We start from the raw sequence: 16,609 nt of genomic DNA, 5'->3' as shown, positions 1-16,609 counted from the left end.
GCCACATTTTGCCTATGAATGTCACGAAGGCTGAAAGGATTCAGGGATTTTGTCATTTTTGTTGAAGCGTTACGGCATTTTTTGATCAAAATCAGCATCAATGCACGCGGTGTTTGGTGTTATGCGATGAGTGAATTGTGAACAACATCACAGGCAGGATTTGGTCGCAGGGAACGCGTTGACTCATGGCAGCGGGGTATTTTGGTGATGGTAAAGGCAAGTTTGACATTATTTGGCGGGGATACGGTGGTGGTGCGTTGCTCTGAGCGTTGCCACATTCATTTAATGAGCACCCAAAAGAGCGCCAGCAATCATGGCGCCGATATTCTGAGCGTACAAAACGAAGAAAAAGCGTATCTCACCGTGCCCTATAGCGGCACCTGGAATGTACTGATTGATAGCCACAGCCAGTCGCTTGAGCACTCTATCAGCTACGTCGCAGCCTGATAATGTCCCCGGAAGCACGCACTTCCGGGGTTTCCGCTTTTTGCGCTTATGCCAGCCCCGGCGGGTTCACGCCACTGACCAGGACACGCACTTTATTAATCAGCTCATCTAAACCATCATCCGGCATGCCCAGCTTTTGCAGCTCCTGCTCCAGTGAGAACAGATACTGCGCGTTCGTTCCCAGCGGACCGCTGGCGCGGGCAATAAGTGGCGCAATCACCTGCACGCTGGTGTCTGACTCATACAGCGGATGGCGAGGATCCATAATAAATACCAGCGCATTCACCGTACGCCCATCGTCGAGGGTCAGCTTACACCAGGTCGGCAAATAGCAGCCGGTAATCATCTCACGCTTCCACAGCAGCGACAGCTCGTTTTCAATTTCATCGTCGGGCAGACGATAGGCCACGCCGGTGGTGCGTCCGCCCTCTTTCAACGCCAGCATTCGCCCCGGCTGGCAGGCGCTACCACGACCCGCCGTCAGCCGTAAACAAAACGCCCGATGCCAGCCGATGAGGGTACCGGTGACCGACTCGCTGTAGTTGAGCGCCGGGTTCCACATCAGCGAACCGTAGCCAAAAATCCAGACCGGACCGTTATCCGGACGACAGGCCAGCGTCGCCGCCAGCGATGCCGCACGCTGTTCAGCGGACCAGAGCAGCGATTCCTCTATTGCGCCAAACGCCGTTGTACAATCCGCCTTCATCAAGAAATCACGCGTTAACACTTTAAACCTCCACCACCACTTCTCTTCCCTGCAACACATGCGCCCTCAAGGGAACGAATGGCGACCTCCGGAGCTGTCGTTGACGAAATATTATCCAGCTTTATGCCACCGGATGCAATTTGTCTCCCGGGGCATTCGGGCTATTTCGAGGATTTCGCCGATGGTAAAAATAGGGAAATCCGTACATCAATATGCTGTTATTTAATAAATATTTGACCAATAATTTATATTATAGCCATCTTTAATGAAAAATGGCCTTACAGGTAAACTTTAGTAAAAGATCGCATTCCCGGTCGAAAAATTTGTTAATTTACGTCACTGATTTTTTCTATAATTATAAATACCTGCATACATGGAGAAACACATGACTCACGCACATGAGGCGGTGAAAACTCGCCACAAGGAGACGTCGCTCATTTTCCCGGTGGTCGCGCTGGCAATCCTGTTCTTCTGGGGAAGCAGTCAGTCATTGCCAGTGGTTATTGCCATCAATGCCTTAGCGCTGGTCGGCATTCTTAGCAGCGCATTTAGCGTAGTCCGCCACGCGGACGTATTAGCCCACCGCCTCGGCGAGCCCTATGGCTCTCTGATTTTAAGCCTTTCCGTTGTTATTCTGGAAGTCAGCCTGATCTCCGCACTGATGGCGACCGGCGACGCCGCGCCAACGCTCATGCGCGATACGCTCTATTCCATCATCATGATTGTTACCGGCGGCTTAGTCGGTTTCTCGTTATTGCTTGGCGGGCGTAAATTTGCCACGCAATATATGAATCTTTTCGGTATTAAACAGTATTTGATTGCGCTGTTTCCGTTGGCCATTATCGTGCTGGTGTTCCCGACCTCATTGCCGGGAGCAAATTTCACGATCGGCCAATCACTGCTGGTAGCGCTGATCTCCGCCGCGATGTACGGCGTATTCTTATTAATTCAAACCAAAACTCACCAGAGCCTGTTTGTCTACGAGCACGAAGATGACAGCGACGATGATGACCCGCACCACGGTAAGCCTTCGGCGCACAGCAGCATGTGGCACGCGATCTGGCTGGTTGTCCATCTGGTGGCGGTGATTGCGGTCACCAAAATGAACGCCAACCCGCTGGAGACGCTGCTGACCAGCATGAACGCGCCGGTCGCCTTTACCGGCTTCCTGGTGGCGCTGCTGATTCTCTCGCCGGAAGGGCTGGGCGCACTGAAGGCGGTGCTGAACAACCAGGTTCAGCGCGCAATGAATCTCTTCTTTGGTTCGGTATTGGCCACTATCTCCCTGACGGTACCGGTCGTCACGCTGATCGCTTTTATGACCGGCAACGACCTGATGTTTGGTCTGGGAATGCCGGAGATGATCGTGATGGTCGCGTCGTTAATTCTGTGCCACATCTCGTTCTCCACCGGACGCACTAACGTACTGAACGGCGCGGCACACCTGGCACTGTTCGCCGCCTATCTGATGACGATCTTTGCCTGATATTGCGAGCCGACGCGAGAAAGCGGCTAACAGCATGCAACGCGCGCAGAAAAGCTGGCAGGCATCCCGCATCGCGCGCGTTCGGTAAGTGAAATGGGTCAGGAAGTACACGTAGAATCAGCGCCAAGCCGGATCTTCTCCGGTGAGGCGCAATGTTGCGGGGGCTTGATCCCTGGCGGCATAGGTTGCTGGATAGAAAAACCCCCGCACGTTGAGAGGCGTAAACCTGACAACAGAACGGGGGGCTATCTTGAAACCCAACCCTTCAAGAATAGCCGCGAACCGTTGTCATTACAATAGAGGCGGCTATATGACGCTCGCGCAGTTTGGCGTCGCTTTCTGGCACGATCTTGCCGCTCCTGTCGTTGCGGGAATTATCACCGCAGTGATTGTGAGCGGGTGGCGTAACAGGAAGTAACGCTCAGAGGGCGTCAGGCTGCCGTAACGGCAACGTGCGCCCGAAACGGGCCGCAGGGGTAACAGCCTGCGGCCTTTTTTGCGGCTATAAAAAAAGCCGGACCGCGATAAACGGGCCCGGCTTTTCAATGCAGTAGCAGAACTTACTTGCTGGTATCCAGTTCGTCGAACCCTTTCACCAGGTCGTCGATGGCTTTCATCTGCTTCAGGAACGGCTCCAGTTTGTCCAGCGGCAGCGCGGACGGGCCGTCACAGCGTGCGTTGTCCGGATCCGGATGCGCTTCAATAAACAGACCGGCGATACCCACCGCCATACCGGCACGGGCCAGCTCGGTAACCTGCGCGCGACGACCGCCGCTTGCTGCGCCAAACGGGTCACGGCACTGCAGAGAGTGGGTCACATCGAAGATAACCGGGGAGTTGTTGGACGCTTTTTTCATCACGCCAAAGCCCAGCATATCGACAACCAGGTTGTCGTAACCGAAGTTGGAACCACGGTCGCACAGAATCACTTTGTCGTTGCCGCCTTCGATGAATTTGTCAACGATGTTGCCCATTTGACCCGGGCTCACGAACTGCGGCTTCTTGACGTTGATAACCGCGCCGGTTTTCGCCATCGCTTCCACCAGATCGGTCTGACGAGCGAGGAACGCCGGCAGCTGGATCACGTCAACCACATCGGCAACCGGCTGCGCCTGGCTGGCTTCGTGAACGTCAGTGATGATCTTAACGCCGAAAGTTTGCTTCAGCTCCTGGAAAATCTTCATCCCCTCTTCCAGGCCTGGGCCACGGTAGGAGTGGATAGAAGAACGGTTGGCTTTATCAAATGAAGCTTTAAATACGTAAGGAATGCCCAGCTTCTGGGTCACGGTCACGTAGTGTTCGCAAATACGCATCGCCAGGTCGCGTGATTCCAGCACGTTCATGCCGCCGAACAGAACAAACGGCAGATCGTTTGCTACCTTGATATCACCAATGCTAACCACTTTTTCTTTCATAAGATCGCCTTGTTAGGGTATTTCCGCGATTATAACCGAGGTTATTACCGTTTAGTGAAGAGTAATTTGTTTGTGCGAGATGGTATTAATCTGCGCACGGATCATTTCGCTGATCGGGTCTTCCGGGCATTGCTCAACGAAATAGTTCAAATCGTTCAGTGCAATATGCTCGCACTCCAGCTGGGCATAAATCAGCCCGCGGTCGCGAATTTCATACGGGTCTTCCGGGTTAAACTGCAGCAGCGCTTCGCTGGTCCGCAGCGCCAGCTCCATCTGCCGCTCCTCCATCAGCGCCGATTTCAGGGTATCAAGCAGTTTACGCACCACCTCTGCGTTATCCGCTTCATCGAGGTCTTCGTTAAACAGCTCCGCCATCGGGCTGATATTTCCCTTGAGCCACACCTCAAGCGTATGCTCATCGAGAGTATCGCCGTTAAACGGGTTAATCAGCCATAGCTCCTCGCTGTCGACATCAGCACGCAGCAGCAGTTGAGTCGGAAAAATCACCGGCACGACCGGGATGTCGAGCTGAGCCGCAATCCACAGCACAATAGCCCCCAGCGCCACGGCGCTGCCCTGACGATTCTTCAGGACCTGATCGAGCCACAGCGCGTCGGACAGACGATACACGCCGGAAGAGTCACCAAAATTCCATTCGTGGTAAAACAGTTCGATCAGTCGCTCCATCTGACGCGTCAGCGTCCAGGAGGGGCTAATCTCTTCACGCGCCAGCGCCAACAGGCAATCAAGCTGCTCGCGCACCTTCTGCGACGGGAAATCATCACGAATCAATTCGGAAATAAGGATCATGCCATCGCACAGCGGCGCTTTATTAAATTCAAAATCAGCCAGTGACTTCATACCTTACCCCAACAGCGGAACTTTAGTGATGGCGAGTTTAACGATGATGCACAACACCATCAGCGCCAGCAAAAACGCAACAAACCCGCTCTGCTGGCTGCGCGGACGACGACGTCCAAGCGCGACAAACCCTAAAAAGATGTAAATGATAACGCCAAACAGTTTCTCCGTCAGCCATCCCCCCTCTTCAGTGAAGGGGTAATAGCGCGTCATCACCATGAGCGCCACGCCGCTGAGCAACAGCGTGCTGTCAACGCAATGCGGCAGCACACGCACCCAACGCGCGTCAAACAAAGCGCTACGATGGTGCATCCACCAGTAACGGAGGGCAAAAAATGAGACGGAGAAAATCGCCGACGCAATATGTAAATAGAGCACAAACTGGAACAAATTCACGCCTGCGCCTCCGCATGCTCTGGCCACTGCGCAAGCGTCAGGCGATCGTTGTCGCCGTAGTCGCGACAGGTTTGTGCCTGCCGATAGCCCGCAGCACTAAACAATTCACGCACCGCTTCGCCCTGCTTCCAGCCATGCTCCAGCAGCATATAACCACCGGGTTCAAGCCAGGCGCGGCCTTGCGAAATAATATGTGCCAGGTCGGCAAGCCCCTGATCGGCTGCCACCAGCGCAGTTTTGGGCTCAAAACGCACGTCCCCCTGAGACAGGTGCTCGTCCTGCTCGTCGATATACGGCGGGTTGCTGACGATCATTGCAAAACGTTGGTCGTCCAGCGCACTGAACCAGTCGCTTTGGACAATCGTAATATTGTTGATAGCCAGATGAGCGGCATTGCGCTGCGCCAGGGCGACGGCATCGGCAATAAAGTCGACGGCGGTCACCTGACAGTCCGGGCGCTCACTGGCTAGCGCCAGCGCGACCGCGCCAGTGCCGGTACCCAAATCGAGAATACGGCACGGCGTCTGTGGCAGACGCGCAAGCGCCTGCTCTACCAGACACTCGGTATCCGGGCGCGGAATCAGCGTCGCCGGTGAGACAAACAGCGGCAGCGACCAGAACTCGCGCGTGCCCACCAGGTGTGCGACCGGCTCGCCGCGTTGACGCCGTGACAGCAGCGCCGCCAGCGTGTCCACCTGCGCGGCGCTCAGCTCGGTCTCATCAAAGGCCAGAATCTGGGTGCGCGATTTGCCGGTGACATGCCCCAGCAGGATCTCGGCGTCGCGACGAGGGCTCTCGCCCCCCTGAAGCGCCGCTATCGCCTGCTGCAGCCACGCTCTCCAGGTCATCATTCCTGCTCGGACAGCGCGGCCAGCTGGTCGGCCTGATATTCCTGCACGATAGGCTCGATCAGCATATCGAGCTTACCTTCCATCGCCTCGTCCAGACGATAGAGCGTCAGGTTGATGCGGTGGTCAGTGACGCGCCCCTGCGGGAAGTTATAGGTGCGATTACGGTCGCTGCGATCGCCGCTGCCCAGCAGGTTACGGCGTTCGGAGGCTTCCGCCTGCTGGCGACGGGCAATTTCCGCCGCACGGATACGCGAGCCCAGCACCGACATCGCTTTGGCTTTGTTTTTATGCTGAGAACGTTCGTCCTGACACTCCACCACAATACCGGTAGGCAAGTGGGTAATACGGATAGCGGAATCGGTGGTGTTAACGTGCTGACCGCCCGCGCCGGAGGAGCGGAAGGTATCAATGCGCAGATCCGCCGGGTTGATATCCGGCAGCTCGGCTTCCGGCACTTCGGGCAGTACCGCGACCGTACAGGCGGAGGTATGGATACGCCCCTGAGATTCGGTAGCCGGAACGCGCTGCACGCGGTGACCGCCTGATTCAAACTTCAGACGGCCATATACACCTTCACCGCTGATTTTAGCGATCACTTCTTTAAAGCCGCCGTGCTCGCCTTCGCTGGCGCTCATGATCTCAACGCGCCAGCGGCGTGATTCAGCATAGCGGGAATACATACGGAACAGGTCGCCGGCAAACAGCGCCGCTTCATCTCCGCCGGTCCCGGCGCGCACTTCGATGAAAGCATTACGTTCGTCGTCCGGGTCACGCGGCAGCAGCAGCACCTGCAGCTGTTGTTCCAGCTGTTCTTCTTTGGCTTTGGCTTCCTGCAGCTCTTCCTGCGCCATTTCGCGCATTTCCGGGTCGTCGAGCATCATCTGCGCGGTTTCAATATCTTCCTGAACCTGACGCCAGTCGGTGTAGCAGCGGGCCACATCGCCCAGCTGTGCGTATTCGCGGGACAACGCGCGGAAACGGTCCTGATCGGCAATAGTTGCTGCGTCTCCGAGCAGCGCCTGAACTTCCTCATGGCGCTCGTAGAGAGCTTCCAGTTTAGCAACAATAGAAGGCTTCATTGGCGTAAATGCACCTTGTTATAAATAGAGTTGTGCTACTCCAGCCCGAGGCTGTTGCGCAGAATATGCAGGCGTTCGTCATCCCCGTCACGGGCGGCCTGCTGAAGAGATTTGGTTGGCGCGTGGATCAGGCGATTAGTTAATTTCCGCGCCAGATCCTGCATGATGACCTGCGGATCGCCGCCCTGTTCGAGCGCGGCCATCGCTTTAGCGGTGAGTTCTTCACGCGCCGTTTCCGCCTGGGAGCGATAATCACGGATGATTTCGCTGGCGCTTTGCGCACGCAGCCAGGCCATAAACTCGCTGGTTTCCTGCTCAACGATGGTTTCAGCCTGCACCGCGGCGGCCTTACGCTGCGCGAGGTTATGCTGAATAATGTTTTGCAGATCGTCCACGCTGTAGAGATAGGCGTTGGCGAGTTTCCCCACCTCCGGCTCGACGTCGCGCGGGACGGCAATATCCACCAGCAACATCGGCTGATTGCGACGCGCCTTCAGCGCGCGCTCCACCATACCTTTACCGATAATCGGCAGCGGGCTGGCGGTTGAGCTGATAATGATATCGGCCTCTTTCAGGCGTTCATCAACGTCGCTAAGGGCAATAACTTCTGCGCCGACTTCATCCGCCAGCACCTGCGCACGTTCGCGGGTACGGTTGGCAATCAGCATTTTTTGCACGTGATGCTCGCGCAGATGGCGCGCCACCAGTTCAATGGTTTCTCCCGCGCCAACCAACAGCACGGTCACCGTAGAGAGGGATTCGAAAATCTGCCGCGCCAGGGTACAGGCGGCAAACGCCACCGACACCGCGCTGGCGCCGATATCCGTTTCTGTACGCACGCGCTTGGCGACCGAAAATGATTTCTGGAACATGCGTTCCAGCTCGCTGGCGTGCAAATGGCCGCGGCTGGAATCGGCAAACGCTTTTTTGACCTGCCCTAAAATCTGCGGTTCACCCAGTACCAGCGAATCGAGGCCGCTGGCGACGCGCATCAGGTGGCTGACGGCGTCGTTATCCTGGTGCCAATACAGGCTCTGGCGCAGATCTTCTTCATTCAGCCCGTGGTATTCGCACAACCAGCGGACGATGGCATCGTGCAGGTTATCCTGCTCTTCGACGCTGAGATAAAGTTCAGTGCGGTTACAGGTCGACAGGACCACCCCCCCCTGCACCATTGGCTGAGCCAGCAGGCTCTCCAGCGCCTGGTCAAGCGTATCTGGCGAAAACGTGACGCGTTCTCGCAGCGCTACCGGGGCTGTCTTGTGGTTAATGCCAAGTGCTAAAAGGGTCATTGTGCGGGAGTAGTACCAGCGTTGATAAGGTTAGTCTGAGCGCATCATACAGGATGCGCGAGATCAATAAAAGGGACGGCCCCCTTTTGGAGTAATAGGTATTACGGGTTAATTTTATGATTTAAGACAACTTGAGCGTAGACGCTGCCCACCAGCGACGCTAGCATTAAGCGTTATAATCGCAACGCATATCAAGGATTGTCATCATGGCCCTGCCCCGCCTGATTCGTCTGCTGCCTTTAGCAGCACTGGTTCTTACCGCCTGTACTGTCAATGCGCCAAAAGGCCCAGGCAAAAGCCCGACCTCGCCGCAGTGGCAACAGCACCAGCAGGAAGTGCGCCAACTCAGCCAGTACCAGACGCGCGGCGCGTTTGCCTATCTGTCCGACCAGCAAAAAGTCTATGCCCGCTTCTTCTGGCAGCAAACCGGCCAGGACAACTATCGTCTGCTGCTGACCAACCCGCTGGGCAGCACCGAGCTGGAGCTGGTTGGTCAGCCAGGCTCCGCGCAGTTGACCGATAACAAAGGCCAGCGCTATACCGCCACCGACGGCGAAGAGATGATTGGCAAACTGACCGGCATGCCGATTCCGCTTAACAGCCTGCGCCAGTGGATCCTCGGCCTGCCGGGAGACGCCACCGACTATAAGCTCGACGACCAGTATCGCCTGAGTGAACTCAACTACACCCAGAACGGCAAGACCTGGAAAGTGGTATACGGCGGGTACGACAGCAAAACCCAGCCGGCGCTGCCGTCGAATATGGAACTGACCGAAGGGTCCCAGCGCATCAAGCTGAAAATGGATAACTGGATCGCCAAATGACGACCACCTGGCCCTCTCCCGCAAAGCTGAACCTGTTTTTGTACATCACGGGTCAGCGTCCCGACGGTTACCATACGCTGCAGACGCTGTTTCAGTTTCTCGACTACGGCGATACGCTGACCATCACGCCACGCTGCGACGGGCAGCTGCGGCTGCTCACCCCAGTGACAGGCGTGCCGGATGAAGAGAACCTGATTATCCGCGCCGCACGTCTGCTGATGAAAGCCGCCGCAGAAACGGGTCGTCTTCCCGCAGGCAGCGGTGCCGATATCAGCATTGAGAAACGGCTCCCCATGGGCGGCGGCCTCGGTGGCGGCTCGTCAAATGCGGCCACCGTGCTGGTCGCGCTGAATCATCTCTGGCAGTGTGGGCTCCCGGAAGATGAGCTGGCGACGCTCGGACTGACGCTCGGCGCCGACGTGCCGGTGTTTGTTCGCGGCCACGCGGCGTTTGCCGAAGGCGTTGGCGAAGTGCTCACACCGGTCGACGTAGCGGAAAAATGGTACCTCGTGGCCCATCCGGGCGTCAGTATCCCGACGCCGATCATTTTTCGCGATCCGGAGCTGCCACGAAATACCCCGGTCAGGTCAATAGAAACGTTATTAAATTGTGAATTCGGCAATGATTGCGAGGTTATCGCAAGAAAACGTTTTCGCGAGGTTGATGATGTGCTTTCCTGGCTGTTAGAATACGCGCCGTCGCGCCTGACTGGAACAGGAGCCTGTGTCTTTGCTGAATTCGACACGGAACTCGCTGCCCGCCAGGTGCTTGAGCAAGCCCCGGAATGGTTGCAAGGCTTTGTGGCGAAAGGTGTCAACCTCTCTCCATTGAAGCAAGCCCTGCTCTGAATCATTCGGTTTCCGTCAGCCCTGTTGACGAAAGAAGAATGGTGATGAGTAACCCTGCCGGGCAAACTGAGCTCCGGTGACAACGTCACCCTGTTCCAGACGTTGCATCGCGCTCTTTAATACACCGCCTGGATGAAATCGGCCTGGCCCGCACAGTTTTTGGCCCGATTCATCCACCACTGGACGCATGCCTGAGGTTCTTCTCGTGCCTGATATGAAGCTTTTTGCTGGTAACGCCACCCCGGAACTAGCACAACGTATTGCCAACCGCCTGTACACTTCTCTCGGCGACGCCGCTGTAGGTCGCTTTAGCGACGGCGAAGTCAGCGTACAAATCAACGAAAACGTACGCGGTGGTGATATTTTCATCATCCAGTCCACTTGTGCCCCTACTAACGACAACCTGATGGAATTGGTCGTTATGGTTGATGCCCTGCGCCGTGCTTCCGCAGGCCGTATCACCGCCGTTATCCCTTACTTCGGTTATGCTCGCCAGGACCGTCGCGTTCGCTCTGCTCGTGTACCTATCACCGCTAAAGTTGTCGCTGACTTCCTGTCCAGCGTTGGCGTTGACCGCGTACTGACCGTAGACCTGCACGCTGAACAGATCCAGGGCTTCTTCGATGTTCCGGTGGATAACGTATTCGGTAGCCCAATCCTGCTTGAAGATATGCTGCAGCTGAACCTGGATAACCCGATCGTGGTTTCTCCGGACATCGGCGGCGTGGTTCGCGCTCGTGCTATTGCCAAGCTGCTGAACGATACCGACATGGCTATCATCGACAAACGTCGCCCGCGCGCGAACGTTTCCCAGGTTATGCACATCATCGGCGACGTTGCCGGTCGTGACTGCGTACTGGTTGATGACATGATCGATACCGGCGGCACGCTGTGCAAAGCGGCAGAAGCGCTGAAAGAACGCGGTGCAAAACGCGTATTTGCTTACGCGACTCACCCGATCTTCTCCGGTAACGCGGTCAATAACCTGCGTAACTCCGTCATTGACGAAGTGGTTGTCTGCGATACCATCCCGTTAAGCGATGAGATCAAAGCGCTGCCAAACGTTCGTACTCTGACCCTGTCCGGGATGCTGGCCGAAGCGATTCGTCGTATCAGCAACGAAGAATCCATCTCCGCCATGTTCGAGCATTAATCGGATTTGGTTAAAAAACCCGCTGCGGCGGGTTTTTTTGTCTGTATTGTTTATTTGTATGATTTATGCCAACTTCACTGCCATTCACGTGACAGATGATGCGCTCATGGATGAAACAGTATTGTGAATAAATTACTCTCTCCTCAAGTGATGCCTTTCCGCGCGCTGATTGACGCCTGCTGGAAGGAGAAGTACACCTCGGCCCGCTTTATGCGCGACCTTATTGCCGGGATCACCGTCGGTATTATCGCCATTCCGCTGGCGATGGCGCTGGCGATTGGTAGCGGCGTGGCGCCGCAGTACGGCCTGTACACCTCCGCCGTCGCGGGGATCGTGATCGCGCTGACCGGCGGCTCGCGCTTCAGCGTTTCCGGGCCAACCGCCGCCTTCGTCGTGATTCTCTATCCCGTATCACAGCAGTTTGGCCTGGCCGGTCTGTTGGTCGCGACCCTGCTTTCCGGGCTGTTTTTAATCCTCTTTGGCCTGGCCCGTTTTGGTCGCCTGATTGAATACATTCCGCTGTCGGTGACCCTCGGCTTTACCTCGGGGATTGGTATTACCATTGGTACCATGCAGATTAAAGATTTTCTCGGTCTGCAGATGGCGCATGTCCCGGAACACTATTTACAGAAGGTGGGCGCGCTGGCGATGGCGCTGCCGACCATTAACTTTGGCGATGCCGCGATTGGCATTGTCACTCTCGGCACGCTGATTCTCTGGCCGCGTCTCGGCGTGCGTCTGCCGGGCCACCTGCCCGCGCTGATTGCGGGCTGCCTCGTGATGGTAATCGTCAACCTGCTCGGCGGCCACGTTGCCACCATTGGCTCCCAGTTCCACTATATTCTCGCCGACGGTACCCAGGGCAACGGGATTCCGCAGCTGCTGCCGCAGTTTGTTCTGCCGTGGGATCTGCCGGGCTCCAGCTTTACCCTGAGCTGGGAATCGCTGCACGCGCTGCTGCCCGCGGCGTTCTCCATGGCGATGCTCGGCGCGATTGAATCGCTGCTGTGCGCCGTGGTGCTGGACGGTATGACCGGCACCAAACATAAAGCCAATAGCGAACTGATCGGCCAGGGGCTGGGCAACATTGTGGCCCCGTTCTTCGGCGGGATTACCGCCACCGCCGCGATTGCCCGCTCGGCGGCCAACGTTCGCGCCGGAGCCACCTCTCCGGTTTCGGCGGTGATCCACGCCATTCTGGTCATTCTGGCGCTGCTGATCCTCGCGCCCGTGCTCTCATGGCTGCCGCTATCAGCAATGGCTGCGCTGCTGCTGATGGTGGCATGGAACATGAGCGAGGCGCACAAAGTGGTGTATCTGCTGCGTAAAGCACCGAAAGACGATATTATTGTGATGCTTATCTGTATGTCGCTAACGGTGCTGTTCGATATGGTTATCGCCATCAGCGTCGGCATCGTGCTGGCTTCGCTGCTGTTTATGCGCCGCATTGCGCGCATGACGCGGCTGTCGGCGGTCAACGTGAGTGTGCCAGATGATGTTCTGGTGCTGCGGGTGATTGGTCCACTGTTTTTTGCCGCGGCTGAAGGTCTGTTCACCGATCTCGAAACACGCATCGCGGGTAAACGCATTGTGGTACTGAAATGGGATGCTGTGCCGGTACTTGACGCCGGTGGTCTGGACGCCTTCCAGCGCTTTGTGAAAAAACTGCCTGACGGCTGCGAACTGCGCGTCTCAAACCTCGAGTTCCAGCCGCTGCGTACGATGGCGCGTGCCGGGATCCAGCCGATTCCAGGACGTCTGGCCTTCTTCCCAAATAAAGATGCTGCACTCGCAGACATCATCTAACCCGTCGCGGGTTGTTCCTGCACTACAGGTAAAAAAAATGGCTCCCGCGGGAGCCATTTTTATTGCAACGTAATGACTTAGGCTTTCAGCAGTTGCTCAGCCGTTGCCTTCACGCTCGCCAGCAGGACTTTCACATCCTCCAGGCACACGGTCGGGTTCAGCAGCGTCAGCTTCAGGCAGGTGATGCCATCGGCTTCGGTGACGCCGACGTTGGCGCTACCGGAAGCCAGCAGCACGTCGCCGATGCGCTGGTTGAGCAGCGCAACAAACGCCATATCGTCGCTTGCCGGACGGAAGCGGAACAGCACGCTTGCCAGCTGCGGCTCCATCACCAGCTCCAGATGCGGCTGGGTTTTCACAAACTCAGCAACATCACGGGCCAGCGTGACGCCGTTATCGATAATTTCGGCATACTGCTTTTTACCCAGCGCTTCGAGGCCCATCCACAGCTTCAGCGCGTCAAAACGGCGCGTGGTCTGCAGCGACTTCGACACCAGGTTCGGTACGCCGTGCTCTTCATCGAAATCAGAGTTCAGGTATGCGGCCTGGTAACGCATCAGCTCATAGTGACGCGCGTCTTTTAACAGGAACGCGCCGCAGCTGATGGTCTGGAAGAACTGCTTGTGGAAGTCCAGCGTCACGGAGTCTGCCAGTTCAAGACCGTTCAGGAAGTGACGATACTGCTCAGACAGCAGTAACGCCCCGCCCCATGCCGCATCGACGTGCATCCAGATCTGGTGCTCTGCCGCCAGCGCCGCGATATCCACCAGCGGGTCGATAGCGCCCGCATCGGTCGTCCCGGCCGTGGCCACAATCGCCATCACCTGTTCGCCGTTGGCTTTTGCCTGGGCCAGCTTGTTTTTCAGGTCAGCGAGATCCATACGTGAGAACGCATCGGTCTTCACCTGAGTAACGGAACGGTAGCCCAGCCCCATCAGCGCCATGTTTTTCTGCACGGAGAAGTGCGCGCTTTCAGAGCAAAACACTTTGATTTTGCTCAGGTCGCCGGTCAGGCCATTCTGCTGAATGGAGTGCCCCTGGCGAGCAAAGAACGCGTCGCGCGCCAGCATCAGGCCCATCAGATTGCTCTGGGTACCGCCGCTGGTGAACACGCCCGCATCACCTGCCGCATAGCCTACCTGCTCGCGCAGCCATTCGATCAGTTTGATCTCAATGATCGTGGCCGACGGGCTTTGGTCCCAGGAATCCATGCTCTGGTTAGTGGCGTTGATCAGCACTTCCGCCGCCTGGCTAATCACCAGGCTTGGGCAGTGCAGGTGCGCCACGCACTGCGCATGGTGAACCAACAGGCTGTCTTTGAGAAAGTATTCAACCGCACGCTCAATAGCGGCCTGGTTGCCCAGGCCCTGAGACGTAAAATTCAGGTTGATACGTTCGCGCAGCTGCTCAACGGTTTTGCCCTGATACATCTCAGGCTGCTTCAACCATTCAACGACCGCTTTCGTACTCTGCTCGATAGCGTCCTGATAGGCGGCAATACTCTGCGCCGAGCCGGACAGAATCGGGTTTACGTCTGACATTCGATCCAACTCCGTTTAAACCGGCTTCACGCCAGCGCCCAGCAGGGCGTTTTCGAATTTATCGAGGAACACTTCCAGCTCAGCGTTAGTGATCAGCAGAGACGGCAGCAGGCGCAGTACGCAACCGTTACGGCCGCCACGCTCCAGAATCAGCCCGTTTTCGAAGCATTTTTTCTGCAGCAGCGCGGACAGCTCGCCATCGGCCGGGTAGCAGCCCATGTGATCCTGCGCTTCGTTCGGCTTAACGATTTCCAGACCGATCATCAGACCCAGACCGCGCACCTGGCCAATCACCGGGTAACGTTTCTGCAGGTCAGCCAGTTTGCCCTTCAGCCACTCGCCCTGGGCGGCAACTTTGTCGGCAATCTTGTCGTCTTTGAGGATCTTCAGCGTTGTCAGACCGGTGGCCATCGCCAGCTGGTTGCCGCGGAAAGTGCCGGTGTGGTGGCCCGGAGACCACGCATCGAACTGCTTCTTAATACCCAGAACTGCCAGCGGCAGACCGCCGCCCACCGCTTTGGACATGACGATGATGTCAGGCTCGATACCCGCATGTTCGAAGGCGAACAGCTTACCGGTACGCGCGAAGCCAGCCTGAACTTCATCGATGATCAGCAGAATGCCGTGTTCCTGAGTCACTTTACGAATGCGCTGCAGCCACTCGACCGGAGCCGGGTTTACACCGCCCTCGCCCTGTACCGCTTCGAGGATCACCGCAGCTGGTTTACGCACGCCGCTTTCAACGTCGTTGATCAGGTTTTCGAAGTAGTAGGTTAATGCTTTAACGCCAGCTTCACCGCCAATACCCAGCGGGCAGCGGTACTGATGCGGATACGGCATAAACTGCACTTCCGCCATCATGTTGCTGACGGCTTCTTTCGGCGACAGGTTGCCGGTCACTGACAGCGCGCCGTGGGTCATCCCGTGGTAGCCGCCGGAGAAGCTGATAATACTGGAACGGCCGGTCACTTTCTTCGCCAGCTTCAGCGCCGCTTCAACGGCATCGGCGCCGGACGGCCCGGTGAACTGCAGGCAATATTCTTTGCCCTGGCCCGGTAATAAAGAAAGTAAATAAGATGAAAATTCATCTTTTAACGGCGTGGTAAGGTCAAGCGTATGTAACGGTAAGCCGCTTGTGATGACACTTTGAATGCTCTGGAGCACTTCAGGATGATTGTGACCGAGCGCCAGGGTACCGGCACCTGCAAGGCAATCAAGATATTGATTATTTTCTACGTCGGTAATCCAGACGCCCTGCGCTTTGGCAATAGCCAATGGCAGTTTACGAGGATAGCTGCGGACATTAGATTCAAACTCAGCCTGTCTTGCTAAAAAGGTATCATTGCTCTGTGGTAATGAATTAGCACTTAAAGTATCAATACGGACTTTATCCGTCATCATATCACTCCTACAACCAGGTGTAGATTAACGCCTGATTGAATAAATGGTTATAAGGGTTACCTGTAAAAAAGCGCGGCTAATATATGTTGTTTTAGCACTGGACTCAATCATTTATTTTGCATTGCGTAAAAATGTCATTTTCACCTTTAAAATCAATACATAACAGCAACGCTATAGTGCTAAATTTATAAGAATTTGTTACCGTTTATCTTACACAGCGTCATACAACTGACATCCAGATGATGTAAAGAAAGCCATCAGTTTTTCATGGTTTTATTATTCTTTTACATGAATTTACCATTATTAATGTATGCATTACGTCGTTAAAGCATGATTTTTCACTTGTTTGCGATGAAATATAATAAAAAAGTCGATCCCTCTGAATAAATCACTTACTATGGCGCGCTTATTTGCAGGCTCTGTAAATAAAGAACTAATGCGCATCACCCGGTAACGCGTACAGGCGAAACACGTTATCGACAACAGGAGAGATTCCTGGGTTG

Annotated in this window: 16 protein-coding genes; 7 read left to right on the top strand and 9 right to left on the bottom strand. The window is 55.9% G+C overall.

Going from position 1 to position 16,609, the window contains the following annotated elements; genetic code table 11:
- Positions 1-201 precede the first annotated feature (201 nt).
- Positions 202-447, top strand: a complete 246-nt coding sequence (locus ABTW00_RS10370) for a DUF1883 domain-containing protein (RefSeq protein ID WP_064544976.1) — start codon at positions 202-204, stop codon at positions 445-447.
- A gap of 46 nt (positions 448-493) precedes the next feature.
- On the opposite strand, the gene ABTW00_RS10365 is transcribed toward ABTW00_RS10370, so the two are convergent.
- A complete protein-coding gene (locus tag ABTW00_RS10365) occupies positions 494-1,174 on the bottom strand; it encodes a gamma-glutamylcyclotransferase (protein WP_064544975.1) in 681 nt (226 codons plus the stop codon).
- A 364-nt stretch (positions 1,175-1,538) separates the two neighbouring features.
- Between ABTW00_RS10365 and chaA the strand changes: the two genes are divergently transcribed.
- On the top strand, positions 1,539-2,639 hold the full coding sequence (gene chaA, locus ABTW00_RS10360) for a sodium-potassium/proton antiporter ChaA (RefSeq protein ID WP_064544973.1): 1,101 nt from the start codon (positions 1,539-1,541) through the stop codon (positions 2,637-2,639).
- A gap of 310 nt (positions 2,640-2,949) precedes the next feature.
- Positions 2,950-3,057 (top strand): type I toxin-antitoxin system toxin Ldr family protein, encoded by a 108-nt coding sequence (locus tag ABTW00_RS10355; protein ID WP_433640584.1) that lies wholly within the window; start codon positions 2,950-2,952, stop codon positions 3,055-3,057.
- 142 nt (positions 3,058-3,199) lie between these two features.
- Here the strand turns inward: ABTW00_RS10355 and kdsA are convergent, their stop codons facing one another.
- From kdsA to hemA, 6 genes are read right to left on the bottom strand one after another with little or no spacing between them, the layout of a single operon-like run.
- Entirely contained in the window at positions 3,200-4,054 is an 855-nt protein-coding gene (gene kdsA / locus ABTW00_RS10350) for a 3-deoxy-8-phosphooctulonate synthase (protein WP_064544969.1), read from the bottom strand.
- A gap of 51 nt (positions 4,055-4,105) precedes the next feature.
- Positions 4,106-4,915: an invasion regulator SirB1 gene (gene sirB1, locus ABTW00_RS10345; RefSeq protein WP_065356697.1), complete on the bottom strand. Its 810-nt coding sequence runs from the start codon at positions 4,913-4,915 to the stop codon at positions 4,106-4,108.
- Between the two features lie 3 nt (positions 4,916-4,918).
- The gene (sirB2, locus tag ABTW00_RS10340) at positions 4,919-5,311 is read right to left on the bottom strand and encodes an invasion regulator SirB2 (RefSeq protein ID WP_064544965.1); all 393 of its coding nucleotides are present in this window, start codon (positions 5,309-5,311) and stop codon (positions 4,919-4,921) included.
- A complete protein-coding gene (prmC, locus tag ABTW00_RS10335) occupies positions 5,308-6,159 on the bottom strand; it encodes a peptide chain release factor N(5)-glutamine methyltransferase (RefSeq protein ID WP_271447248.1) in 852 nt (283 codons plus the stop codon). Before prmC ends, sirB2 begins: the two co-directional genes overlap by 4 nt.
- Positions 6,159-7,241 (bottom strand): peptide chain release factor 1, encoded by a 1,083-nt coding sequence (prfA, locus tag ABTW00_RS10330; RefSeq protein WP_064544961.1) that lies wholly within the window; start codon positions 7,239-7,241, stop codon positions 6,159-6,161. Before prfA ends, prmC begins: the two co-directional genes overlap by 1 nt.
- Before the next feature lie 35 nt (positions 7,242-7,276).
- Entirely contained in the window at positions 7,277-8,533 is a 1,257-nt protein-coding gene (gene hemA, locus ABTW00_RS10325; RefSeq protein WP_064544959.1) for a glutamyl-tRNA reductase, read from the bottom strand.
- Between the two features lie 206 nt (positions 8,534-8,739).
- Here hemA and lolB point away from each other — a divergent pair, with 206 nt between their 5' ends.
- The 4 genes from lolB (at position 8,740) to dauA (ending at position 13,164) form a co-directional block, all read left to right on the top strand.
- Entirely contained in the window at positions 8,740-9,357 is a 618-nt protein-coding gene (gene lolB, locus ABTW00_RS10320; RefSeq protein ID WP_064544957.1) for a lipoprotein insertase outer membrane protein LolB, read from the top strand.
- Entirely contained in the window at positions 9,354-10,205 is an 852-nt protein-coding gene (ispE, locus tag ABTW00_RS10315) for a 4-(cytidine 5'-diphospho)-2-C-methyl-D-erythritol kinase (RefSeq protein WP_433640580.1), read from the top strand. Before lolB ends, ispE begins: the two co-directional genes overlap by 4 nt.
- A gap of 205 nt (positions 10,206-10,410) precedes the next feature.
- Positions 10,411-11,358, top strand: coding sequence for a ribose-phosphate diphosphokinase (gene prs, locus ABTW00_RS10310; protein WP_003856663.1), 948 nt, complete (start codon positions 10,411-10,413; stop codon positions 11,356-11,358).
- Positions 11,359-11,508: 150 nt separating this feature from the next.
- Positions 11,509-13,164 carry a C4-dicarboxylic acid transporter DauA gene (dauA, locus tag ABTW00_RS10305; protein WP_433640996.1) on the top strand — a complete coding sequence of 552 codons (1,656 nt, stop codon included), beginning with the start codon at positions 11,509-11,511 and terminating at the stop codon, positions 13,162-13,164.
- A 77-nt stretch (positions 13,165-13,241) separates the two neighbouring features.
- Here dauA and ABTW00_RS10300 read toward each other — a convergent pair whose 3' ends face one another.
- On the bottom strand, positions 13,242-14,705 hold the full coding sequence (locus tag ABTW00_RS10300; protein ID WP_121529132.1) for a pyridoxal phosphate-dependent decarboxylase family protein: 1,464 nt from the start codon (positions 14,703-14,705) through the stop codon (positions 13,242-13,244).
- Between the two features lie 15 nt (positions 14,706-14,720).
- Complete coding sequence (locus ABTW00_RS10295; RefSeq protein ID WP_064544940.1) at positions 14,721-16,106, bottom strand: diaminobutyrate--2-oxoglutarate transaminase; 1,386 nt, start codon at positions 16,104-16,106, stop codon at positions 14,721-14,723.
- Positions 16,107-16,609: the final 503 nt, after the last annotated feature.

It is taken from the genome of Kluyvera georgiana, from assembly GCF_050990895.1.
GTDB classification, from domain to species: domain Bacteria; phylum Pseudomonadota; class Gammaproteobacteria; order Enterobacterales; family Enterobacteriaceae; genus Kluyvera; species Kluyvera georgiana.
The sequence above is the reverse complement of the archived record's forward strand: the minus strand, read 5'-3'. Positions and strand labels throughout refer to the sequence as shown.